Source organism: Neotabrizicola paludis (assembly GCF_044142105.1).
Lineage (GTDB): Bacteria > Pseudomonadota > Alphaproteobacteria > Rhodobacterales > Rhodobacteraceae > Pseudogemmobacter.
The window spans coordinates 665102-687179 of record NZ_JBGTYM010000001.1; the positions used below are offsets into that span (position 1 = coordinate 665102).

Below are 22078 nucleotides of genomic sequence, written 5' to 3' on the forward strand. Positions count from 1 at the left end.
GGCGCGACCTCGCCCTTCCATTAGGAAACGCAGCGCCCTATTGGCCCCGAACAGACGCTACCTTCTGGCAGCAGCGCTTCCTTCGACGAAGAGGAATGCAGAAACACTGATCCCGTCGCTGCCGACGATCATATCGCACCCGCATCACGAGTCGGTTGCGCCGCCATGCTGCGCGGGGTTGCGGCGGGCCAGCCTGTCGGCTGAGGCAATTATAACAAAAGCCCTCAGACCGCGCCTGCCACCACAACTTCTGGAACAGGTCGAAGATTTGGCGCACCCGACAGGATTCGAACCTGTGACCTCTGCCTTCGGAGGGCAGCACTCTATCCAGCTGAGCTACGGGTGCGCGATATGTCTCTGGCGGCGTCTATAGCGGCTGCCCTGCCCCGCTGCAACTGGCAAACGTCAGGCGAAAAGCTCGTGGCAAAGCTCCAGCGCCGAGACCAGCGCGTCCACCTCCTCCGGCGTGTTGTAGAGCGCGAAGGAGGCCCGGCAGGTCGCAGTCACGCCCAGGCGCTCCATCAGCGGCATGGCGCAATGCGTGCCTGCGCGCACCGCCACCCCCCGCTTGTCCAGAACGGTCGAGATATCATGGGCATGTGCAGCACCTTGCAGGGTAAAGCTGAAGATCGCGCCCTTGTCACTTGTCGTACCTTGCAGATTCAGCCAGTTCAGCCCCGACAGCCGGGCGCGCGCATAATCGCGCAGGCAACGCTCATGGGCGGCGATATCGGCCATACCCAAGCCCATCATGTAGTCCAGCGCCACGCCCATGCCGATCTGGTTGACGATGCCGGGGGTCCCGGCCTCGAATTTCATTGGCGGGTCGTTGTAGGTCACGCTCTCGCGGGTAACCTCGCGGATCATGTCGCCCCCCCCCAGGAAGGGCCGCATTTCCTTCATTCTCTCATGCTGTATGAAGATCGCCCCGGAACCGCTTGGACCATAGAGTTTGTGACCGGTGATGGCGTAGAAATCGCAGCCGATGGCCTGCACGTCCACCGGCATATGGACCGCGCCCTGCGACCCGTCGACCAAGACCGGAACGCCCTTTGCCCGCGCCGCCGCGCAGATCGCCGCCACATCGACCACGGTGCCGGTTACATTCGACATCTGGGTCAGCGCGACCAGGCGGGTCTTTGGTCCGATCGCGTCGATCACCGCCTGAGGATCCAGCCCACCCGCATCATCGCAATCGACCCATTTCAGCACGACACCCTGCCGCTCGCGCAGAAAATGCCAGGGCACGATATTGGCATGGTGCTCCAGCACCGAAAGCACGATCTCGTCTCCGGGCTGAAGGCGCGGCGCGGCCCAGGCATAGGAGATCAGGTTGATCGCCTCGGTCGTGCCGGTGGAAAAGACGATCTCATCCTCGGAGGGCGCGTTGAGAAAGCGTTTCACCACGCCACGGACGGATTCATACTTCTCGGTCGCAAGATTGGAAAGGAAGTGCAACCCACGGTGAACATTGGCATATTCCTGAGAATAGGCCTGGGTGATCGCGTCGATCACCACTTGCGGCTTCTGGGCCGAGGCGCCGTTGTCCAGATAGACCAGCGGCTTGCCGTTCACCTGCCGCGACAGGATGGGAAAATCGGCGCGGATCTTGGTCACGTCATACATGGAGAAGCTCCGGATCAATCGTCATCGCCAGCACGATGGACAGCAGCAATGCGAGCAGCAGGAAGGTTCCGATGATGCCCAGAAAGACCAGACCGGGCCGGGTGAATCCGTGAACTTCGGCCACGAAGGCCGTCAGAAGCCAGAAGAAAACCGCTATTGCCGCCAGGCCGATCAAAGGGGCCAGCGGCGGCAGGACAAGGTAGCTCAGGAACTGAGCCGCCTGCAGCACCAGCAACACGACCTGAAGCCAGATCACCGCCAGCGCGGAATCTTCCAGACTGCCGCGCCCGCCGAACATGGCGCCGACGCTGCGGATGGTCAGCACCGCGATGACCAGCGCGACCAGCTGGATCCCGGCCGTGACCAAGGGCGCTGCGAAAAGCGATTGCGACAGCGGGTCGACAGGGGCCGGCAGCAGGCCGGTCGCGAGGCCAAGATGCAGCAGGAACGCCGCGCCGATCGCGACCAGCGCCAGGCCCAGGGGCAAAAGGCCAACGGGCAGATCAAGCTTGTGCAGGCTGCGCATCGCTGCCCGCGGATCGCGCAAGGTCAGCGTCAAAAGCCCGGTCAGATACTGGCCAAAAGTCATGTAACCTGCGCCTTTCGATGCGCCTCATGCAGAAAAATCAGCCAAAGAGCCAGAAAGCCAAAGCCGACCAGCGCCCCAGTCGCCGTCAGGGCGTGTCCCGGGCCGACAAATCCGGCGACCAGTCCCTGCAAAAGCATCAGCGGTGCAACGGCAAGAAGCGCCCAGAACAAGGCCATACGGCTGGCAAATCCGCTGCCTTGCCCACCAAGCGCCCGCGCCACAAGATGACCCAATCCCGCCAGGGCATAAAAGATAACCGGCGCCATGAAGATCAGGGCGAAAAGGTTGATCCCCAGCAGCGCCTGCAACTCCGGCGCATCCGGCTGGCCGGCGCTGAGCTGCGCCTCGCGCGCCAGGGCCGGCCAGCGCGCCACGAACATCAGCCCGCAAGCCGCCATCAGCACGGCCAGGGCCCGGTCCTCGCGCGGGGCATCGCCCAACCGCCGGCGGAAGACCCGCCGCGGATGGACCCAGCTTTGCAGGATATCCGTGGTGACGCTCATCAGCTCTGGTGGCTTTGCAGCCAGCCCTCCAGCCGGTCGCGGATATCGGCGGCAATCGCCTCGTCCTCGATCTCGTCAATCGCTTCGGCCAGGAAGGCCAGAACCAACAGCGACTGCGCAGTCTTCTTCGGCACCCCGCGCGATTGCAGGTAGAACAGCGCCGTGTCGTCGATCGCGCCCGAGGTCGACCCATGCGAGCATTTCACGTCATCGGCATAGATTTCCAGCTCGGGCTTGGCCAGGAATTGGCTATCGCCGTCCAGGAGCAGAGACTGGGAAATCTGATATCCGTCCGTCTTCTGTGCGCTTTGCTTCACAAGGATCTTGCCCTGGAACACACCCACCGCGCCGTTCTTCAGCACCTTCTTGTAGACCTGGCGGCTTTCGCAGCGCAGCCCCGCATGGGTGATGAAGACCGTGTCGTCATGATGGAAGGCGCCGTCGCCAAGCGCGGCCCCCGCCAGATGCGCGACACCATCATCGCCCAGAAGCTCGACCACCGCCTCGTTGCGGGTCAAGGTGCCGTTCAGCGCCAGGGTAAAGCTCTTGAACTGCGCCTCGGCGGCGACGCGCGCGAACAGATGGGTCACCACCTGCCGCGCCTCGGCCCGCCCCTGCGGACGGATGTGATGCAGCTTGCCGCCACGGCCGATCTCGGCCTCCATCACCAGATTGCCGCGCGCACCAGCGGTTCCGGTTTCCAGAAGCGTCAGCTCCGCCCCGGGCTCGACCTTCACGCAATGGTGGAGGATGACGTCCGAATGGTCTGAACTTGCACGATAAGAAATATGCAGCGGCTTCGGCGCCTTGCCGGTAACCCGGATCATCAGCCCTTCACGCGCGGCGGCGGTGTTCATCGCGGCCAGAGGGCGTTCAACCGGGTTTTGCCCCGCCTCTTCCAGCGTGCCGTACAGTGCCCCCGCCCAGTGGATATCCTGCGCATCGGCCTGCGACAGAAGCTGGATTTCCACCCCGGCCAGCGTCGGGTCATCCGAAGCTGCCGCATCGAAGACGCCATCAACAAAGATCAGCCGCACCTTGTCGAGGCCGGAAAAGATCGGCCGGTCGACGCGCAGGGCCACGGCCCGTTGCGGCGCAGGATCGGTCAGCAGCGCCGGGTTGGTGTAGCGCCAGTATTCGTCGCGCCGCGCCGGCAGGCCCATGGCTTGCAGCCGCGCAAGTGCCGCCACCCGCGCGGCCTTGGTGAAGCCGCCGCGCGGCAGATCCAGCGCCGCCAGCCTCGCGGCCAGCGCGTCTTCCTTGGCCTTGGGCAGAGCCATCACTTCGCCCCCGCGCCTTCGGCGGCCAGAATGTCGGCATAGCCATTGTTCTCAACCTCAAGCGCCAGCTCGGGGCCGCCGCTGCGGATGATCCTTCCCGCCGCCATGATATGCACCACGTCAGGTTTGATATGGTCCAGAAGCCGTTGATAATGCGTGATAACCAGGAAGGCCCGCCCCGGATCGCGCAGCGCGTTAACGCCTTCGGCCACCAATTTCATTGCATCGACGTCAAGGCCCGAATCCGTCTCGTCGAGAATGCACATCTTCGGCTCTAGCATCGCCATTTGCAGGATCTCGTTGCGCTTCTTCTCGCCGCCCGAGAAGCCCACATTGACCGGACGCTTCAGCATTTCTGCGTCGATCTTCAGCTGCTTGGCCTTCTCACGCACCAGTTTGAGGAAATCTCCCGCCGACAGTTCCTCTTCACCGCGCGCCTTGCGTTGCGCGTTCACGGCCGTGCGCAGGAAGGTCATGTTGCCGACGCCCGGAATCTCGACCGGATACTGGAAAGCCAGGAAAAGGCCGGCAGCGGCGCGCTCCTCGGGCTCCATCTCCAGCAGCGCCTCACCATCAAGGCTCGCTTCGCCGTCGGTGACCTCATAGCCTTCGCGGCCTGCCAGCACATAGGACAGCGTCGATTTGCCCGAGCCATTCGGGCCCATGATCGCATGGACTTCGCCCGGATTCACGACCAGGTCGACCCCGCGCAGGATCACCTTGTCCTCCTCCTCAAGTTTCACATGCAGGTTCTTGATCTCAAGCATCTTTCTCTCCTTACACCGGCTGCATCAGCGCGCTGGCATAGGCGCGGAGGCGGTCGGGGGTCAGTGTCATGGGCGACAGATCGAACCGCGCCATGCGGCCGATCAAGGCGGTTGGCGCCACCAGCGTCTCGGCCTTGTGATAGGCGGCGCGCGGCACGTAATCATCGAAGAACAGGGTGATAGGCCGGGTGATCGAATAGGCCACGGTCAGGAAGCAGCCCAACCGGAATCGACCATCCACCAGCACGACATCAGGGTGAAGAAACCCAGGCATATCCCAGATATTAATCGAGTAATCCGGCCAATGCCTTGCGCGCGACTCGTCGATCGGATGCCCCCAGTCGCCAGTCGGGCCAATATCGACATGCAGCACATGCGCAGCTTTGCCGGTCAAGGCACGGCGCATCATATCGGCCCATTTCGCGTCGCTTTCCACGGCCCAGACTTCAGCCCCCAACTCGGCCGCCATGAGGGTAGATCCACCCGAGCCATATTCCAGCACCGTCGCGGCCGCCGCATAGGCATCGCGCAGCGCCGCCGCCTCGGCATCGGGCAGCGTGACCTCGGGCCGCGACCGTACCAATGCCTCAGACATTGACGCCCCCCGAAGCGGCGGCGGTCAGAAGGAGAAACTTACCCCCCGGAACAAAAGCGAATGCGGCTCGGTCATCGACGTGATCTTGGCCACCCAAAGAGGAGAGAAGGCCTGGTCGAAGAATGCCGGGTAGGCGTGCACGAAGTTGTGGAAAAACATCATTCCGAACGCCACGCCCAGCAGCTTCGGAACATACAGCGCCCGCGCGCGCAGACCCAGCAAATGGGTCAAAAGCACCGTGATGCAGCACGTCGCCAGCGCCGTTACCGCCATTTCCAGGTCGAGACTTTCGGGCGCTTGCGGCAGGCCGCGCAGGATCCACTGGCCGTAGAGATAGAGACCGTAGCTCACCACCCCGATCGCCATGCAGACGGGAAAGGACAGCGAATGACGCGCATTGGCGATAATCTCGGCCAGGCCGTCCTTGCGGCGCCGGTTGCGGGGCACATAGCTGAACGTCATGTCCTGGCCCACGAAGACCGTTGCGCGCGTGCTGCCCTGCCCCGCGGCGATGCGCGCGATCCTGTCCTGGAATTCCAGCTTTTGCGCCGTAAGCATCGTGCAGTCCCCGTCCCTTGGCTTTCACCAAGGGGACCCCATCGACTTGGCCGCAATGGGACGCAATTGCATCAAATGCAAGGTAACCGGGGCAAAGCTGTGTCACGCCCCTACCCCACGCTGCCTTCCAGGCTGATCGCCACCAGGCTTTGCGCCTCCATGGCGAATTCCATTGGCAGGGCCTGCAGCACTTCCTTGCAGAAACCATTCACCACCAGGGCGACGGCCTCTTCCTCGTCCATCCCGCGCGAGCGGCAATAGAAAAGCTGGTCCTCATCGACTTTCGAGGTGGTCGCCTCGTGCTCGCAGCGCGACGAATTGTTGCGCACTTCGATATAAGGCACCGTATGGGCCCCGCATTTGTCGCCGATCAGTAGACTGTCGCATTGGGTATAGTTGCGGCTGCCCGCCGCCTTCGGATGCACCGAGACAAGGCCGCGGTAGGTGTTCTGCGCCCGGCCCGCAGATATTCCCTTGGACACGATGCGCGATTTCGTGTTGCGGCCCAGATGGATCATCTTAGTGCCGGTATCGGCCTGCTGGGCATTGTTGGCGATGGCGATCGAATAGAACTCGCCCTGGCTGTCATGACCGCGCAGGATGCAGGACGGGTATTTCCAGGTGATCGCCGAGCCGGTTTCCACCTGAGTCCACATCACCTTGGCGCGGTCGCCCCGGCAATCGGCGCGTTTGGTGACGAAATTGTAGATGCCGCCCTTGCCGTTCTCATCGCCCGGGTACCAGTTCTGGACGGTGGAATATTTCACCTCAGCATCCTCGAGGATGACGATTTCCACAACGGCAGCATGAAGCTGATGGGTATCGCGCTTGGGCGCGGTGCAGCCTTCGAGGTAGCTCACATAGCCCCCCTTGTCGCAGATGATCAGCGTGCGCTCGAACTGGCCCGTGTTTTCGGCATTGATGCGGAAATAGGTCGACAATTCCATCGGGCAGCGGGTACCCGGCGGGATGTAGACGAAGGAGCCGTCCGAGAAGACGGCCGAGTTCAGCGTGGCGAAGAAGTTGTCGGACTGCGGCACGACCGAGCCCAGGTATTTCTGGACAAGCTCGGGGTAATCGCGGATCGCCTCGGAGATCGGGCAGAAGATCACGCCCGCTTTCTTCAGCTCTTCCTTGAAGGTCGTGCCGACGCTCACGCTGTCAAAGACCGCATCCACCGCAACGCGGCGTTCGCCCTCGGGCGCTTCGACCCCGGCGAGGATCGCCTGTTCCTTCAGCGGAATGCCCAGCTTGGCATAGGTTGCCAGAAGCTTGGGATCTACTTCGTCCAGAGATTTAGGATTGTTGTCGAAGCCTTTGGGTTTGGCGTAATAATACTGATCCTGATAGTCGATTTCAGGATAGTGCAGCATCGCCCAGCGGGGCTCTTCCATCTGCAACCAGCGCCGATAGGCAGCCAGACGCCAGTCAAGCATCCAATCCGGCTCGCCATTCTTCTCGCTGATCAGGCGGACGATGTCTTCCGACAGGCCCTTGGGGGCGAATTCGGTCTCGATATCGGTTTCCCAGCCATATTTGTACTTGCCGGACATGGCCTGGACGGTCTCGATCGTCTCGCGGTCCACGCCCTCGCGGATGTCTTCGATCAGCGGCTTGTTCATCGCATCGTTCCCGTCATGCGGCCCGCGCCCGGGCCTTGGCATAGGCTTTGGTCCACGCATCGGCGAACCGCAGCACATCCGTTTCTGTCACACCCGGCCCGATCGAGATGCGGATCGCTTGTCCCGCCTCGGCCTCGCCGTATCCCATCGCCCGCAGCACTTTCGAGGCCCGGACCTTGCCGCTGGAACAGGCCGAACCGGCCGATACCGCGAACCCGGCCAGATCCATCGCCATCACCTGCGTCTCGCCCTTCCAGCCGGGGGCGATCAGGCACAGGGTATTGGGCAGGCGCTGCGAGGCTATCCCGACTGAAATAGTCCCCTTCTCCGCCGCCAGCAATGCTGATTCTAGAATATTTCTAATCTGGGACAGTTCGTCCCAGATTCCAAGCGACAGATCGCGGGCCGCAGCCTCCGCCGCCGCGGCGAAACCGGCGATGCCGATCAAGTTCTCGGTCCCTGCGCGGCGCCCCATTTCCTGCCCGCCGCCGCGCAATTGCGCTTTCAGGTCAATACCTTGCCGCAGCACAAGGGCGCCGACCCCCTTGGGTCCCCCCAGCTTATGCGCCGAGACAAGGCCCATCTCGCAGCCCAGCCAGTTGAAGGCGAAAGGCAGCTTGCCGAAAGCTTGGGTCAAGTCCGACACGGCAAGCCCGTCGGGCAGGGTCTGCACCACCCCGGTCTCGGAATTGGCCAGTTGCAACGCCATGCACCCCGGTACGGTCGCAACAACCGCCCCCGTATGGTCAACCTCCAGACCCGGCGCGCACCAGGCCGATACGGCCTCATGTTCCACATCGGCGCAGTCAAGACTGCGTCCCGCCAGGGCCAGAGCGGCCGCTTCGGTCGCGCCGCTGGTGAAGACGATATCCGCCCCCTCGGCCCCCAAAGCCGCCGCGATCTGCGCCCGCGACCGTTCCAGAAGCGCCTTGGCCGCCCGCCCCTCGGCATGAACCGAGGACGGGTTGCCAACGATCTCCATCGCCTCGGCCATAGCGGCCTTGGCCTCGGGGCGCAGGGGCGCCGTGGCATTCCAATCGAGGTAGAGGCGGCTCATTCCTCATCCACCACGCGGAACAGGGATGGCACGGCGGGGCACGGCGTCAGATCGTTCTGCACAACATCCGACAGCCGCACCTGATGCAGGAACACATAGACATTGGCCGAAAGCGATTCCCACAGCCGGTTGGTCAGCGATTGTGCCCGCGTGCCCGAAACAGCGCCCGTGGCCCCTGCCCCGGCATGGGTGGCGTCGACCGTCTCTTCAACCGCTTGCAGCACTTCAGACACCCGGATCTCGACCGGATCGCGCGCCAGGCGATAGCCGCCACCCGGACCGCGCACTGCCTCGACCAGACCGGCACGGCGGAGTTTCACGAAAAGCTGCTCAAGATAGGGCAGCGAAATGTCCTGCCGCTTGGAGATTTCCGCCAGAGACACGCGGTCTTCGCCGCCCGCCTTGTGGCGCATCATTGCCAGATCGGCCAGCGCCACCATCGCATAGCGCCCCTTGGTCGACAGCTTCATCTCTGATCTCCCCTACGTCGATGGACCCAAGTCCATTGACGGCGCGCGCCGCGCCCATTACCTCGAAAGCCGACCCAAGGGCCGCCGCAGCGGCCTTTAGAACCATTCTAATATCCCTGAGCGAATCCGTCAAGAATCGCTCGCATCCAGGCGAGGCCCATGCCCGAAGTCATTTTTGCCGGTCCCGATGGCCGTCTCGAAGGTCGCTACCATCCGCAGAAGGACCGCGACGCCCCGATTGCCATCGTGCTGCATCCGCATCCCGCCTATGGCGGCACGATGAACAACAAGGTCGTGTACAACCTGCATTACGCCTTCCACAACCTCGGCTTCACAGTGTTGCGGTTCAACTTCCGCGGCGTGGGGCGCAGCCAGGGCGAATATGACCAGGGCATTGGTGAGCTGTCCGATGCCGCTTCGGCTCTGGATTACCTGCAATCCATGAACCAGAACGCCAAGCATTGCTGGGTCGCCGGTTTCTCTTTTGGCGCCTGGATCGGCATGCAGCTTCTGATGCGCCGGCCCGAGATCACCGGCTTTATCTCGGTTGCGCCGCCCGCGAACCTGTACGATTTCTCTTTCCTTGCGCCCTGCCCCTCTTCGGGCCTGATCATCAACGGCACCGCCGACAAGGTGGCTCCGCCCAAGGATGTGAAGGGTCTGGTGAACAAGCTGCATGAGCAGAAAGGCATCACCATCACCCATACCGAGGTCGAGGGCGCGGATCACTTCTTCAAGGATGAAGAGGCGCATATGAAGCCGATGATCCAAACCGTCTCCGATTATGTGAAGCGGCGGATGACCGAAGGGACGCGCTGACATGTCCTTCATCCAGGATCTCGCCGACGCGCTGGCCCGGGACGTGATCGAGAGCCAGGACGAATTGCAGAACGACCGCTTCTACGAACAGGTCGGCCGCGTGCTCATGGAGGCCTCGCCCACGCTGAACGAGGCCTTCATGACCTCGATCCGCATCCGTCTGGCGGAAAAGCGCGGGCGCAGTTTCCTTGATCGCGCGATTAAGGCGAAACGTGCGGGCGAAAAGGCCCCCGACGCGCCGAAAGACCTGAGCGCGCATTGATGGCGTGCCAGCAAGGGGACGGCGATGTCCGAGCGGCTTGACCGGCAATTCGCCTTCCTGAACGAAGCCGACCGTCTGAAATCGGTCCTGCGCGCGACGACGCTGGTCGATGGCTCGCGGCCCGAGAATTCGGGAGAGCATTCCTGGCATCTGTCGCTTTACGCGATGGTGCTGGCCGACCATGCGCCTGCGGATGTCGCCATCGACCGGGTGATCCGCATGCTGATCCTGCATGACCTGGTCAAGATCGATGTGGGCGATGTGCCGATCCATTCCGCCAATGGTGCGGCCCATGCCAGTGCCGACACCGTCGCCGCCGAACAGCGCGCCGCCGACCGCATCTTTGGCCTGCTGCCCCCCGATCTTGCCGCCAGCTTCCGCGCGCTCTGGGATGAATTCGAGGCCGCCGAGACCCCCGACGCCGTCTTCGCCAAAAGCCTGGACCGGGTTCAGCCGGTCATGGCGAACCTGCAATCAGGCGGCGGCACGTGGGCGACCTACAATGTCACTTTCGACCAACTGGAATCCCGTGTTGGTGCCAAGATCGCCCGCGGCGCCCCGCGCCTGTGGGAATGGGTGCGTGAGAAGGCGCGGCCCTGGTTCGATTGATATTGGATTTTTGGTATACATTTGCATACCGTAATTGCCGCAGTCGCCGAAATCCGCTATGCAGCAGCGCAGCGAATCCCCCGGACCGAAAGGGCATGCGATGACCAAGATCAAGGTGGCGAACCCCATCGTCGAGATGGATGGCGACGAGATGACCCGGATCATCTGGGACTTCATCAAGAAGAAGCTGATCCTGCCCTATCTCGACGTCGACCTGCTTTACTATGACCTGGGCATCGAAAGCCGCGATGAGACGAATGACCAGATCACCGTCGATTCTGCCCTGAAGACCAAGGAAGTCGGCGTCGCGGTAAAATGCGCCACGATCACCCCGGACGAACAGCGGGTGCAGGAATTCGGCCTTAAGCAGATGTGGAAGTCGCCCAACGGCACGATCCGCAACATCCTGGGTGGCGTGATCTTCCGCGAGCCGATCATCTGCCGCAACGTGCCGCGCCTGGTGCCGGGCTGGACCAAGCCCATCGTCGTCGGCCGCCACGCCTTTGGCGACCAGTATCGCGCCACCGATTTCCGCTTTCCCGGCAAGGGCAAGCTCACGATGAAATTCGTGGGGGAGGATGGCACGGTCATCGAGAAAGACGTCTTCGACGCCCCGGCCTCGGGTGTCGCCATGGGCATGTACAACCTGGATCAGTCGATCATCGACTTCGCCCGCTCCTCGTTCAATTACGGGCTGATCAAGGGCTGGCCGGTCTATCTGTCGACCAAGAACACCATCCTCAAGGCCTATGACGGCCGCTTCAAGGACCTGTTCCAGGAGGTCTACGACGCCGAATTCGCCGAGGCCTTCAAGAAGGCGGGCATCCAGTACGAGCATCGCCTGATCGACGATATGGTGGCTTCCGCGCTGAAATGGTCGGGCGGCTATATCTGGGCCTGCAAGAACTATGACGGCGACGTGCAGTCCGACACCGTGGCGCAGGGCTTCGGCTCGCTTGGCCTGATGACCAGCATCCTGCTGACGCCCGATGGCAAGGTGGTCGAGGCTGAAGCCGCCCATGGCACCGTGACCCGGCACTATCGCCAGCACCAGAAGGGCGAACAGACCTCGACCAACTCGATCGCCTCGATCTTCGCCTGGACGGGCGGCTTGAAGCACCGCGCCAAGCTGGACGGCAATGCCGAGCTGAAGCGCTTTGCCGAGACGCTGGAAAAGGTCTGTGTCCAGACGGTCGAGGATGGCTGGATGACCAAGGATCTCGCGCTGCTGGTCGGGCCGGACCAGAAATGGCTGACCACCATAGGCTATCTGGAAAAGGTCGACGAATATCTCAACAAGGCGCTGGCGGGCTGATCGTCGCGGGGCAAAGGGCCGGGACATCCCGGCCCTTTGCTTTCACAGCCGATGCGACGGATGCGGTGCCATGAGGCGCCAGTCAGGCGTCGGCGCAGGCGGCGGCAGGCCGATATCCGCCCGCATCCAGGCACTCAGCACCGCGAGGTCCGGCGGGCGCGCCTTGCGCATGCGGCCGCGCAGCAATGCGGCCGCCGCGGCGAACAACACGTTCCAGGCGCCATGTTCGGCGATTGCCGTCTCGATGGCAGTGGGCTTGCGCAGGCTTGCCTGCGACGGAGTCAGGATCATCGTCATCCCGGCCCGGTTCTCCCGGGGCCGGCCTCTGGTCTGGGTTGGGAAAGCCCGGCCCGGGGCAGACTTCCCCATGCAGGGGCAACCAAAAAGATACAGGCCGGGAAGGGTTGCGAGGATGCCCCGCTAAGGGGACAGACAGGTCAGCCGCGGACGCTTTGTCCTGGGCGTCGGTTGCCTCCGGTCGACGGGGCGTATGCAAATGCAGTCATTTCCGCCCCTCCTCGTGTCGATGCGCCGGATGCTGTGCTGAATGCCGCAGCCCGCCCGTGTCAGGCAAGACGGCAAATTCACAACGGCATGGCGGTGCTGCGGTGCTGCAACACCTGGATCATTCGGCCCGCTTCGGCACCGGATCGGCCTATCACCGCTCGGATCCCCTTTACGGCAAGCCCAAAGGGGCGCAGAATAAGGTCATGCATGTTGACCCTTCTGCCCCGCGCCGCTATTCGCTCTTCGAGGATATCCAGGGCCTCGTCATCGCTTCGGCGCAGGCCGCGCTGGGCATCCACCTTCTGCGCGCGGCGGGGCTGGTCACCGGCGGAACGGCGGGCACGGCGCTGATCCTGACCTATGCCTTCGGCTGGAACTTCTCGGCCACGTTCTTCCTGATGAACATCCCGTTCTTCGGCTTTGCCTGGTATGCCCGCGGGCCGATCTTCTGCCTGAAATCGCTGGTCACCGTGGCCTTGGTCTCGATCATGGCCGAGGTTCTGAAACCGCTGGTCCATATCGACCAGATCCATCCCGGTGCCGCAGCGGTCCTGTTCGGCATCTCGGCCGGTGTGGGTCTTCTCGGACTGTTTCGTCATTCCGGCTCATTGGGCGGCGTGTCCATCGTTGCCCTGATCTTGCAGGATCGCTTCGGCTTCAAGGCGGGCTGGACGCAGCTTCTGCACGATCTCGTGCTGTTTTCGATCGCGCTGTTTCTTCTGCCCTTCGACCGCGTCCTGTGGTCGCTGCTGGGTGCCGTGATCCTGAACGCGGTGATCGCCTTCAATCATCGCCGCGACTGGTATGTTGTGACCTGATCCCCTTTGCCTTCCGGGTCCGGCCACGAGAGGGCCGGGCCCGGAAGTCCCGCAATCAGCGGAACGATGCGGCCGAGACGTTGGACCAGACCTCACCATTGCCGACGCGGAAGCTGCCGCCCTTCAGCTGGTAGCAGGACTTGTTGCCGCCCTGAACGCTGATGCCGACCAGTTTCTGGTCGAGCGAGATCGTGGCGTCATGCACGATGCCCACCGCAACCCCCGCCTTGTCGCGCAGAACGAAGCCGTTGAAGGCGGTGGCATTGCCGCCCGAGGCGCAGGCCAGCTTGCCCTTGGGCGGTATCAGCGCGCCGGTCGCCGGAGCGTTGACATGGACGGTGCCCGGAGGGGGCGTCGTGGTGCCGGGCGGTGTGGTCGTGCCGCCTCCTGGCACGGTGGTGCCGCCGCCGCCGACGGTCACGCCCACGCCCGTGGTCACGCCGCCGCCGCCGACCGAGACATCGACGCCGGTGCCGATCGTTCCGCCGCCGATGGCCACATCCACACCCGTATTGATGCCGTTTCCACCACCGATGCCGACATTCACATCTGCATCGACGCCATCGCCGCCGCCGATGCCCACATCGACATCAAGGCCAAGGCCCGCGGCCCCGGCGGCACCCGCCCCTAGCATCAGGGCAAGCGCAAGGCCGGAGATCGCACCAAGGCGCCGGCCACAGGTTTCAGCAAAAGTCTTCCGCGTATTCCCTTTCAGAACGCATGACATTGCAACACCTCATCTGGCAAACCGCATTCAATGTTGCGGGTTCGTTTGCCTGAACAACGGCATCGCCCTTAGCCCCCAAAAGAACTTTTTGCCTTTCCGCAACCAAAGGCCGCACCATGCGACCCATGCCTCAATTACGAATTGAACGCCCAAAAGTTGCAAGGAAAATGAGAATTTTGCAAAGAATCAGCACCTTGCGCGATCCCGCAGGTCAATTTCACAGGATTGCGGCAAAAAGGCGGACAGGGAACCCTGGAATTGCTGAACGATCCCGCAATACCCGCGCTATTGCCGCGAAACGGGAAACGCTGCGACCTGGCCCCGATTGACGCCCCGTCGCCGCGGTGCTAGCCGCAGCGCATGACCCGGACCGAAAGACACAGCCTGTTCGAGGATGCCCAGGGCCTTGCCTATGGCGCGACGATGGCCGCCTTCGGCATCGTCATCCTGACGCATCTCGGCCTTGTCACCGGGCAGACCGCAGGCTTGGCGGTTCTGATCTCCTATGCGACGGGCCAGAGCTTCGGCCTTGTGTTCTTCCTGGTCAACATTCCCTTCTACATTGTCGGCTACCTACGGATGGGGCTGGTCTTTACATTGAAAACATTCGTGGCGGTGGCGCTGCTCTCGGCCCTGTCGATCTGGATGCCGCAGCACCTCAGCTTCGCGACGCTGGACCCTGTCCTGGGGGCCATCCTGTTCGGCTTCCTGTCCGGCTCGGCGCTGCTGGCCCTGTTCCGCCATGGTGCCAGCCTGGGCGGCGTGGGGATCGTCGCTCTGATCCTGCAGGACAAGCTGGGCTGGCGTGCCGGTTGGGTGCAGCTTGGCTTTGACGCCATCCTTTTTACCGCTGCCTTTGCCCTGCGCGACGTGCAGACCGTGGCGATCAGCTTTCTTGGCGCGGTCGTCGTGAATGTCGTCATCGCCATAAACCACCGCCGCGACCGCTATATCGCGACCTGAACGCCCGGCACCCTGGCTTATGCGGCACTGCGGCAAGCGCCCTCTGGCCTTGTGCCGCAAAACCCTGTAAGTGCCGCGCACCTTCCCTCCCTCGTCCGGAACCCCAATGGAACTGCGCAACATCGCGATCATCGCCCACGTCGACCATGGCAAGACCACGCTGGTGGACGAGCTTCTCAAGCAATCCGGCGCATTTCGCGAGGGCCAGCAGGTCAGCGAACGCGCGATGGACAGCAATGACATCGAGCGCGAACGCGGCATCACCATTCTGGCAAAATGCACCTCGGTCGAATGGAAGGGCACCCGCGTCAACATCGTCGACACGCCCGGCCACGCCGATTTCGGCGGCGAGGTGGAGCGCATCCTGTCGATGGTCGATGGCGTCTGCCTTCTGGTCGATGCCGCCGAAGGCCCGATGCCGCAGACGAAATTCGTGCTGGCCAAGGCGCTTGCCCTGGGCCTGCGCCCCATTGTGGTGCTGAACAAGGTCGACAAGGCCGATGCTGAACCCGACCGCGCCCTGAATGAGGTCTTTGACCTTTTCGCCAATCTTGGCGCCAATGACCAGCAGCTCGACTTCCCGCATGTCTTCGCCTCGGGCCGTTCGGGCTGGGCGGATCTGGAGCTGGACGGGCCGCGCAAGGACCTTTCGGCGCTGTTCGACCTGATTGTCCGCCATGTGCCCGCGCCCAAGCAGCAGGCCCAGGATGGCGAACCCTTCCGCATGCTGGCGACCACGCTTTCGGCCGACCCCTATCTGGGCCGCATCCTGACCGGCCGCGTCGAATCCGGCCGCATCACCAATGGCACCACACTCAAGGTGCTGTCGCGCGATGGCGAGCGGCTTGAACAGTTCCGCGTCACCAAGATCCTCGCCTTCCGCGGCCTGTCGCAGGCCCCGATCGACGAGGCCGTCGCCGGCGATATCGTCACCCTCGCGGGCATGACCAAGGCCACCGTGGCCGACACGCTCTGCGCGCCCGAGGTCGACACCGCCATTCCGGCCCAGCCGATCGACCCGCCGACCATCACCGTCACCTTCGGCATCAACGACTCGCCCTTGGCGGGCCGCGATGGCAACAAGGTGCAAAGCCGCGTCATCCGGGACCGGCTGATGAAGGAAGCCGAGGTCAATGTCGCGATCAAGATCGCCGACACGCCCGGCGGCGAGGCGTTCGAAGTGTCCGGCCGCGGCGAATTGCAGATGGGTGTTTTGATCGAGAACATGCGCCGCGAGGGCTTTGAGCTGTCGATCAGCCGCCCGCGCGTCATCATGCGCGAGGAGGACGGCCAGCGCCTGGAGCCGATCGAGGAAGTTATCGTCGATGTCGATGACGAATATTCCGGCGCCGTGATCGACAAGCTGACGGGCGAGCGCAAGGGCGATCTGGTCGAGATGAAGCCCGCGGGCGTGGGCAAGACCCGGATCATCGCCCATGTGCCCTCGCGCGGGTTGATCGGCTATCAGGGCCAGTTCCTGACCGACACCCGCGGCACCGGCGTGCTGAACCGTATCTTCCACGGCTGGGCGCCGCATAAGGGCCCGATCCAGGGCCGCCGCCAGGGCGTGCTGATCAGCATGGAGACCGGGGTCTCGGTCGCCTATGCGCTGTGGAACCTGGAAGATCGCGGCAAGCTGTTCATCGGCCCGCAGGAACAGATCTATGTCGGGATGATCATCGGCGAGCATTCGCGCGACAATGATCTTGAGGTCAACCCGCTCAAGGGCAAGAAACTGACCAATATCCGCGCCTCCGGCACGGATGAAGCCGTCCGCCTGACGCCGCATATCCGCATGTCTCTGGAAGAGGCCATCGCCTATATCGACGATGACGAGCTGGTCGAGGTCACGCCCAAGATCATCCGGCTGCGCAAGCGCCACCTTGATCCGCATGAGCGGAAACGCGCCTCGCGCAACGAGTGATCGGCGGCGCCCCGCGCGCCGCCTTCTCCCCCCACTGGAACCCTGCCCGCCCTTCGTGCGTTAGTGGCGCGACGAAATGAAAAGGATTCCCGCGATGTATGGCAAGTTCCTCATGCCCGTGCTTGCGCTGACGCTGGCGGCGACCCCGGTTCTGGCCGATGGCAACAAGGGCAAGAAGCACAAGAACGGCCATCATTCCGCGCAGAGTTTCTGCCCGCCCGGCCTGGCCAAGAAGAATCCGCCCTGCGTCCCGCCGGGTCAGGCGAAAAAATGGTCCAAGGACGACGACCGGTCGCATGACCATGATCGCTATCGCAGCTACCGCGTCGGCGACTATATTGAACGCGACTATATAGTCTTGCGCGATCCCTATCGCTACGGGCTGGACCCGCGCGGCACCTATTGGCGCGTCGGCGACAACCTGTTCCGGGTCGATGGCCAGAATGGCCGCGTCCTGGCGACGCTGGGCCTTCTCTCAGCCTTGCTGAACTAAACGTCTTAACATCTTGATCTGAAAAGGGGGCGGCCTATTCGGCCGCCTCTCTGCGTCTCGGGCGCAGCATATCTTTCAGATAGCGCCCCGTATGGCTTTCCGGGACTTTCGCCACCTCTTCCGGCGTGCCTGTGGCCACGATCTTGCCGCCGCCATCCCCCCCCTCCGGGCCGATGTCGATCAGCCAGTCCGCGGTCTTGATCACGTCGAGATTGTGCTCGATCACCACAACCGTATTGCCCTGCTCGACAAGAGAATGAAGCACTTCGAGTAGTTTCCGAACATCCTCGAAATGCAGGCCGGTGGTCGGTTCGTCGAGAATATAGAGTGTCCGCCCGGTGGCCCGGCGGCTCAGCTCTTTCGACAGCTTCACCCGTTGCGCTTCGCCGCCGGACAGCGTAGTCGCCTGCTGGCCGACCTTGATATAGCCAAGTCCCACCTCGCACAGCGCGTCCATCTTCTCGCGGATCGCCGGAACGGCCTGGAAGAACTCGCGCGCATCTTCGCAGGTCATTTCAAGAACATCGGCAATGCTCTTGTTCTTGAACTTGATTTCCAGCGTCTCGCGATTGTAGCGATGGCCCTTGCAGGTCTCGCAGGTGACATAGACATCGGGCAGGAAATGCATCTCGATCTTGATGACGCCATCGCCCTGACAGGCTTCGCAGCGCCCGCCTTTCACGTTGAAGCTGAACCGCCCGGCCTGATAGCCACGCGCCTTGGCCTCGGGCAAACCCGCGAACCAGTCGCGGATATGGGTGAAGGCCCCGGTGTAAGTGGCTGGATTCGAACGCGGAGTCCGCCCGATCGGCCGCTGGTCGATATCGATCACCTTGTCCAGATGCTCGAAACCCTTGATCGTTTCGCAAGGCGCGGGCGTTTCATGCGCGCCGTTCAGGCGCATCGCGGCGGTCTTGAACAGGGTCTCGATCGTCAGGGTCGATTTGCCGCCACCGGACACCCCGGTCACGCAGACGAAGCGGCCCAGCGGAAACTCGGCCGTCATCTCCTTGAGATTGTTGCCGGTCGCCTTGACCACGGTCAGCTTCTTGCCATTGCCCTTGCGCCGGGTCTTCGGCACGGCGATCTCGCGCGCGCCCGAGAGATACTGCCCGGTCAGGCTGGCGGGATCGGCGGCAATTTCCGCGGGTGTGCCGCGCGCCACCACCTGCCCGCCATGCACCCCCGCGCCCGGCCCCATGTCGAAGACATAATCCGCCTCGCGGATCGCATCCTCGTCATGTTCCACCACCAGAACCGAATTGCCCTGGTCGCGCAGGTTCTTCAGCGTGGTCAGCAGCCGGTCATTGTCGCGCTGATGCAAGCCGATGGAAGGTTCGTCCAGCACATACAGCACCCCGGTCAGGCCCGAGCCGATCTGGCTGGCCAACCGGATCCGCTGCGATTCCCCGCCCGACAGCGTGCCGGCATTGCGGCTCATCGTCAGATAGTCGAGACCGACATTCACAAGGAAGCCAAGCCGTTCGCGGATTTCCTTCAGAATGGCGCGGGCGATTTCGTTCTTCTGGTTGGTCAGCGCCTCGGGCACGGTTCCCACCCAGTCATGCGCCTCGCGGATCGACATGCGCACCACCTGGCCGACATGCAACCCGCCGATCTTCACCGCCAGCGCCTCGGGCCGCAACCGGTAGCCGCCGCAGGCATGGCAGTCACGGTTGTTCTGGAAGCGCTCCATCTCCTCGCGGCTCCAGGCGCTGTCGGTCTCGCGGTAGCGCCGCTCCATATTCGGGATCACGCCCTCGAAGACGCGGGACACCTTATAGCTGCGCCCGCCCTCGTCATAGGTGAAGTTGATCTCCTCACCCTTTGATCCGTATAGGAAAAGCTGCTGAACCGCCTCGGGCAGGTCACGCCATTTGGTCTTCTTGTCAAAGCCGTAATGCTTGACCAGCGAGTCGACGGTCTGGGTGAAATAGGGCGATTTCGACTTTGCCCAGGGCGCAATCGCCCCTTGCGGGATCGACAGGCCCTGATCGGGCACGACCAGCCGTTCGTCGAAGAAGAGCTCCACCCCCAGCCCATCGCAAACCGGGCAGGCGCCGAAGGGCGCGTTAAAGGAAAACAGCCGTGGCTCGATCTCGGCGATGGTGAAACCGCTGACCGGGCAGGCGAATTTTTCGGAATAGGTGATGCGCGCGCCCTCGCCCTCGGCGGGTGCCGTCTCGATCACGGCTATACCATCCGCCAGATTCAAGGCGGTGCGGAAACTGTCGGCCAGCCGCGTTTCCAGCCCCTCGCGCACCACGATCCGATCGACCACCACGTCGATATTGTGACGGAACTTCTTGTCCAGGGTCGGCGGCTCCTCCAGTTCGTAAAACTGGCCATCCACCTTGACGCGCTGGAAGCCCTGCTTCCTAAGCTCAAGAAACTCCTTCTTATATTCCCCCTTCCGGTCACGCACGATCGGCGCCAGCAGATAGGCGCGTGTGCCCTCTTCCATCGCCATGACCGCATCGACCATATCCTGCACCTGCATCGCGGTGATCGGCAGGCCGGTCGTCGGGCTATAGGGCGTGCCAACACGGGCGAAGAGAAGCCGCAGGTAATCGTAGATCTCGGTCACGGTCCCCACGGTCGAGCGCGGGTTCTTCGAGGTCGTCTTCTGCTCGATGGAAATCGCCGGGCTCAGGCCCGAGATATGATCGACATCGGGCTTGCCCATCATGTCCAGGAACTGCCGCGCATAGGCCGACAGGCTTTCGACATAGCGGCGCTGGCCTTCGGCATAGATCGTGTCAAAGGCCAGCGAGGATTTGCCGCTGCCCGACAGGCCCGTGATCACCACGAGCTGGTCGCGCGGGATGTCCAGGTCGACGCCCTTGAGATTGTGTTCGCGCGCGCCGCGGACTTCGATGAACTTGTGCTCAGGCATGGCTGACCCCCGGGGAACACGCCAGAGATAGGGCAATTCGGGGCCGTATCCAACTGGATTTTGCGAACGAAGCGCGAACTTGCCCGGATCGACTTTCCGCTATGCACAGGCTGCCCTATGCTGCGGCGGATCACAGGGGGAAGGTCACATGTTCTCATTCCTGCGCCGAGGCAAGAAGGCCGCCTCGCCCTCGACTGCCGAACTGGCCCAAGCGGCAGCACGGGGCGAGATCCTGCTGGTCGATGTGCGCGAGGCGCAGGAGCTGGCGCAGACCGGCAAGGCCAAAGGTGCGCTGCATCTGCCGTTGGGCCAGATCGCGGCTTTGGCCGATCCTTCCTTGCCCGGGGCGCTGATCCGGCCGGGCAAGCCGGTGGCAGTCTATTGCGTGATGGGCGCGCGATCGGCCAAGGCGGCCGAGGTGCTGCGGCGTCTGGGCTATGATCCCGTCTGGAACCTGGGCGGGTTGAAGGACTGGATCGCCGGGGGCGGTCAGGTCGAAAGCGCCTGACGCCGACGCGCCTGCCACAGATGCAGGGCGATGCCGAGGCCACAAAGCAGGACCGCGGCACTGACAAGCCCGGCCGGCCCGGTAGCGGCCAAGAGCGCGGCCAAGGCGGGTGTTCCACTGGTCGTTCCGACATTGCCCAATTGCGCTATGGCGCCCGATGCTCCGGCGCGTGTCTCGGCCGTTGCGTTCAGCTCGGGGATGGCAGCGAAACTCGCGCCCTGCACGATCCCCAAAGCCGCCGCCAGCCAGAAGCCGCCCAGCACCATGCCCGCGCCCTGCCCCCAGAACAGGCCCAAGATCAGAAAACCGGGGATCGCCGCGCCATAGCCCCAGCGCACCAGCCGGACCGCCGGAACCACCCGCAGCAGGCGCACGCCAAGGGAGAGTGACACGGCGATCGAGATCAGGGGCATCCCCGTGGCCATCAGGGCGCGCTGTGCCAGGGGTACTTCGGGCGGCAAGAGCGTCAGACAGGCGACATAGAGGAAGGTATAGCAAAAAAAGCCCATGGCCGGGGCAGCGATACGGGGCGAGCGGTAGATACGAAGATGCTGCTCCAGCAGGTTTCCCGCAGGCCCGGTCGCGCTGTGGCGCGGGTCGGGTGGCAGGACGACCCGCAGGATCAGCGCCAGGGCGGCCATCCAGATGGCATGGCCGACAAACAGGCCGGGGGCCCCGCCATGGGCCAGGATGAACGGGGCGATCAGGGCAAGAATCGCATAGGTCACGCCGAAGAAGCTGGACCAGAGCGTCATGGCAAAGGGTCGCTGCGCCTCGGGCGCCAGGGTCGCGATCATGGTCGGGCCGACAACGACGATGGTCAGATGCGAGACGCCTTCCAGCACACGGGCGGCGATCATCAGCGGATAGGGGGGCAAAAGCGCCTCGAGAGAGGAAACCGCCGCCCCCAGAATCAAGGCCGCCACGATGGCACGGCGCGGCCCGATCCGGGCGACCAGCAGGCCAGCCGTGGTGCCGAAGATCAACCCGACCATGCCGACGACCGAGACAACCAGCCCCAGCGCCACCTCGCCCGAACCGCCGTAGATCGCGCGAAGGTCTTCATACAGAATGGAAATCTTGCCGAACTGCGCCGCGGCACCCAGGCCCGCGCACCACAGAAGGAAGACCAGGATCATGGGCGGCAGGCGTGTCATGCGCCCTGCCTAG

General features: G+C 63.4%; 23 protein-coding genes and 1 tRNA gene. 9 read left to right on the forward strand and 15 right to left on the reverse strand.

Translation table 11 applies throughout. The annotated features are described in order from the left end of the window. Positions 1–269: 269 nt before the first annotated feature. From ACED67_RS03125 to iscR, 11 genes are all read right to left on the reverse strand, one after another. Positions 270–346 (reverse strand) — tRNA-Arg (locus ACED67_RS03125). 59 nt (positions 347–405) lie between these two features. Next, positions 406–1626 (reverse strand): cysteine desulfurase, encoded by a 1221-nt coding sequence (locus ACED67_RS03130; RefSeq protein ID WP_395540068.1) that lies wholly within the window; start codon positions 1624–1626, stop codon positions 406–408. After that, entirely contained in the window at positions 1619–2215 is a 597-nt protein-coding gene (locus ACED67_RS03135; protein WP_395540069.1) for a YIP1 family protein, read from the reverse strand. The genes ACED67_RS03130 and ACED67_RS03135 overlap by 8 nt, the downstream gene beginning before the upstream one ends. Next, positions 2212–2718 carry a YIP1 family protein gene (locus tag ACED67_RS03140; protein WP_395540070.1) on the reverse strand — a complete coding sequence of 169 codons (507 nt, stop codon included), beginning with the start codon at positions 2716–2718 and terminating at the stop codon, positions 2212–2214. Before ACED67_RS03140 ends, ACED67_RS03135 begins: the two co-directional genes overlap by 4 nt. Continuing rightward, entirely contained in the window at positions 2718–3998 is a 1281-nt protein-coding gene (locus tag ACED67_RS03145; protein ID WP_395540071.1) for a SufB/SufD family protein, read from the reverse strand. Before ACED67_RS03145 ends, ACED67_RS03140 begins: the two co-directional genes overlap by 1 nt. Continuing rightward, positions 3998–4765, reverse strand: a complete 768-nt coding sequence (gene sufC, locus ACED67_RS03150; protein WP_395540072.1) for a Fe-S cluster assembly ATPase SufC — start codon at positions 4763–4765, stop codon at positions 3998–4000. The genes ACED67_RS03145 and sufC overlap by 1 nt, the downstream gene beginning before the upstream one ends. Before the next feature lie 10 nt (positions 4766–4775). Further along, the gene (locus ACED67_RS03155) at positions 4776–5360 is read right to left on the reverse strand and encodes a class I SAM-dependent methyltransferase (protein ID WP_395540073.1); all 585 of its coding nucleotides are present in this window, start codon (positions 5358–5360) and stop codon (positions 4776–4778) included. Between the two features lie 24 nt (positions 5361–5384). After that, on the reverse strand, positions 5385–5918 hold the full coding sequence (locus tag ACED67_RS03160; protein ID WP_395540074.1) for a hypothetical protein: 534 nt from the start codon (positions 5916–5918) through the stop codon (positions 5385–5387). Positions 5919–6028: 110 nt separating this feature from the next. Continuing rightward, positions 6029–7540, reverse strand: a complete 1512-nt coding sequence (gene sufB / locus ACED67_RS03165) for a Fe-S cluster assembly protein SufB (RefSeq protein ID WP_395540075.1) — start codon at positions 7538–7540, stop codon at positions 6029–6031. Positions 7541–7553: 13 nt separating this feature from the next. Beyond that, a complete protein-coding gene (locus ACED67_RS03170) occupies positions 7554–8597 on the reverse strand; it encodes a cysteine desulfurase family protein (protein ID WP_395540076.1) in 1044 nt (347 codons plus the stop codon). Continuing rightward, a complete protein-coding gene (iscR, locus tag ACED67_RS03175; protein WP_395540077.1) occupies positions 8594–9067 on the reverse strand; it encodes a Fe-S cluster assembly transcriptional regulator IscR in 474 nt (157 codons plus the stop codon). Before iscR ends, ACED67_RS03170 begins: the two co-directional genes overlap by 4 nt. Before the next feature lie 159 nt (positions 9068–9226). On the opposite strand from iscR, the gene ACED67_RS03180 reads away from it, so the two are divergent. The 4 genes from ACED67_RS03180 (at position 9227) to ACED67_RS03195 (ending at position 12072) form a co-directional block, all read left to right on the forward strand. After that, a complete protein-coding gene (locus ACED67_RS03180; RefSeq protein ID WP_395540078.1) occupies positions 9227–9886 on the forward strand; it encodes an alpha/beta hydrolase in 660 nt (219 codons plus the stop codon). A gap of 1 nt (position 9887) precedes the next feature. Then, entirely contained in the window at positions 9888–10148 is a 261-nt protein-coding gene (locus ACED67_RS03185; protein ID WP_395540079.1) for a hypothetical protein, read from the forward strand. 24 nt (positions 10149–10172) lie between these two features. Beyond that, entirely contained in the window at positions 10173–10757 is a 585-nt protein-coding gene (locus ACED67_RS03190; RefSeq protein ID WP_395540080.1) for an HD domain-containing protein, read from the forward strand. Between the two features lie 100 nt (positions 10758–10857). Further along, positions 10858–12072 carry an NADP-dependent isocitrate dehydrogenase gene (locus ACED67_RS03195; RefSeq protein WP_395540081.1) on the forward strand — a complete coding sequence of 405 codons (1215 nt, stop codon included), beginning with the start codon at positions 10858–10860 and terminating at the stop codon, positions 12070–12072. Between the two features lie 42 nt (positions 12073–12114). On the opposite strand, the gene ACED67_RS03200 is transcribed toward ACED67_RS03195, so the two are convergent. Continuing rightward, on the reverse strand, positions 12115–12369 hold the full coding sequence (locus tag ACED67_RS03200; RefSeq protein ID WP_395540082.1) for a hypothetical protein: 255 nt from the start codon (positions 12367–12369) through the stop codon (positions 12115–12117). A gap of 311 nt (positions 12370–12680) precedes the next feature. On the opposite strand from ACED67_RS03200, the gene ACED67_RS03205 reads away from it, so the two are divergent. Continuing rightward, complete coding sequence (locus ACED67_RS03205) at positions 12681–13397, forward strand: YitT family protein (protein ID WP_395540083.1); 717 nt, start codon at positions 12681–12683, stop codon at positions 13395–13397. Positions 13398–13452: 55 nt separating this feature from the next. Here ACED67_RS03205 and ACED67_RS03210 read toward each other — a convergent pair whose 3' ends face one another. Further along, positions 13453–14031, reverse strand: a complete 579-nt coding sequence (locus ACED67_RS03210; RefSeq protein ID WP_395540084.1) for a hypothetical protein — start codon at positions 14029–14031, stop codon at positions 13453–13455. A 453-nt stretch (positions 14032–14484) separates the two neighbouring features. On the opposite strand from ACED67_RS03210, the gene ACED67_RS03215 reads away from it, so the two are divergent. From ACED67_RS03215 to ACED67_RS03225, 3 genes are all read left to right on the forward strand, one after another. Continuing rightward, a complete protein-coding gene (locus ACED67_RS03215) occupies positions 14485–15087 on the forward strand; it encodes a YitT family protein (protein ID WP_395540085.1) in 603 nt (200 codons plus the stop codon). 106 nt (positions 15088–15193) lie between these two features. Next, positions 15194–17011: a translational GTPase TypA gene (gene typA / locus ACED67_RS03220; RefSeq protein ID WP_395540086.1), complete on the forward strand. Its 1818-nt coding sequence runs from the start codon at positions 15194–15196 to the stop codon at positions 17009–17011. Between the two features lie 76 nt (positions 17012–17087). Beyond that, positions 17088–17504: an excinuclease ABC subunit A gene (locus ACED67_RS03225; RefSeq protein WP_395540087.1), complete on the forward strand. Its 417-nt coding sequence runs from the start codon at positions 17088–17090 to the stop codon at positions 17502–17504. 34 nt (positions 17505–17538) lie between these two features. Here the strand turns inward: ACED67_RS03225 and uvrA are convergent, their stop codons facing one another. After that, positions 17539–20400, reverse strand: coding sequence for an excinuclease ABC subunit UvrA (gene uvrA / locus ACED67_RS03230; protein ID WP_395540088.1), 2862 nt, complete (start codon positions 20398–20400; stop codon positions 17539–17541). A gap of 148 nt (positions 20401–20548) precedes the next feature. Between uvrA and ACED67_RS03235 the strand changes: the two genes are divergently transcribed. Then, entirely contained in the window at positions 20549–20908 is a 360-nt protein-coding gene (locus ACED67_RS03235; protein ID WP_395540089.1) for a rhodanese-like domain-containing protein, read from the forward strand. On the opposite strand, the gene ACED67_RS03240 is transcribed toward ACED67_RS03235, so the two are convergent. After that, positions 20890–22065: an MFS transporter gene (locus ACED67_RS03240; protein ID WP_395540091.1), complete on the reverse strand. Its 1176-nt coding sequence runs from the start codon at positions 22063–22065 to the stop codon at positions 20890–20892. The two genes, ACED67_RS03235 and ACED67_RS03240, sit on opposite strands and share 19 nt — an antisense overlap. Positions 22066–22078 lie beyond the last annotated feature (13 nt).

Coding starts and splice junctions, on each gene's coding strand:
- ACED67_RS03130 (WP_395540068.1), bottom strand. CDS start 1,626: ATGTATGACGTGACCAAGATCCGCGCCGATTTTCCCATCCTGTCGCGG.
- ACED67_RS03135 (WP_395540069.1), bottom strand. CDS start 2,215: ATGACTTTTGGCCAGTATCTGACCGGGCTTTTGACGCTGACCTTGCGC.
- ACED67_RS03140 (WP_395540070.1), bottom strand. CDS start 2,718: ATGAGCGTCACCACGGATATCCTGCAAAGCTGGGTCCATCCGCGGCGG.
- ACED67_RS03145 (WP_395540071.1), bottom strand. CDS start 3,998: ATGGCTCTGCCCAAGGCCAAGGAAGACGCGCTGGCCGCGAGGCTGGCG.
- sufC (WP_395540072.1), bottom strand. CDS start 4,765: ATGCTTGAGATCAAGAACCTGCATGTGAAACTTGAGGAGGAGGACAAG.
- ACED67_RS03155 (WP_395540073.1), bottom strand. CDS start 5,360: ATGTCTGAGGCATTGGTACGGTCGCGGCCCGAGGTCACGCTGCCCGAT.
- ACED67_RS03160 (WP_395540074.1), bottom strand. CDS start 5,918: ATGCTTACGGCGCAAAAGCTGGAATTCCAGGACAGGATCGCGCGCATC.
- sufB (WP_395540075.1), bottom strand. CDS start 7,540: ATGAACAAGCCGCTGATCGAAGACATCCGCGAGGGCGTGGACCGCGAG.
- ACED67_RS03170 (WP_395540076.1), bottom strand. CDS start 8,597: ATGAGCCGCCTCTACCTCGATTGGAATGCCACGGCGCCCCTGCGCCCC.
- iscR (WP_395540077.1), bottom strand. CDS start 9,067: ATGAAGCTGTCGACCAAGGGGCGCTATGCGATGGTGGCGCTGGCCGAT.
- ACED67_RS03180 (WP_395540078.1), top strand. CDS start 9,227: ATGCCCGAAGTCATTTTTGCCGGTCCCGATGGCCGTCTCGAAGGTCGC.
- ACED67_RS03185 (WP_395540079.1), top strand. CDS start 9,888: ATGTCCTTCATCCAGGATCTCGCCGACGCGCTGGCCCGGGACGTGATC.
- ACED67_RS03190 (WP_395540080.1), top strand. CDS start 10,173: ATGTCCGAGCGGCTTGACCGGCAATTCGCCTTCCTGAACGAAGCCGAC.
- ACED67_RS03195 (WP_395540081.1), top strand. CDS start 10,858: ATGACCAAGATCAAGGTGGCGAACCCCATCGTCGAGATGGATGGCGAC.
- ACED67_RS03200 (WP_395540082.1), bottom strand. CDS start 12,369: ATGACGATGATCCTGACTCCGTCGCAGGCAAGCCTGCGCAAGCCCACT.
- ACED67_RS03210 (WP_395540084.1), bottom strand. CDS start 14,031: ATGCTAGGGGCGGGTGCCGCCGGGGCCGCGGGCCTTGGCCTTGATGTC.
- ACED67_RS03215 (WP_395540085.1), top strand. CDS start 14,485: ATGACCCGGACCGAAAGACACAGCCTGTTCGAGGATGCCCAGGGCCTT.
- typA (WP_395540086.1), top strand. CDS start 15,194: ATGGAACTGCGCAACATCGCGATCATCGCCCACGTCGACCATGGCAAG.
- ACED67_RS03225 (WP_395540087.1), top strand. CDS start 17,088: ATGAAAAGGATTCCCGCGATGTATGGCAAGTTCCTCATGCCCGTGCTT.
- uvrA (WP_395540088.1), bottom strand. CDS start 20,400: ATGCCTGAGCACAAGTTCATCGAAGTCCGCGGCGCGCGCGAACACAAT.
- ACED67_RS03235 (WP_395540089.1), top strand. CDS start 20,549: ATGTTCTCATTCCTGCGCCGAGGCAAGAAGGCCGCCTCGCCCTCGACT.
- ACED67_RS03240 (WP_395540091.1), bottom strand. CDS start 22,065: ATGACACGCCTGCCGCCCATGATCCTGGTCTTCCTTCTGTGGTGCGCG.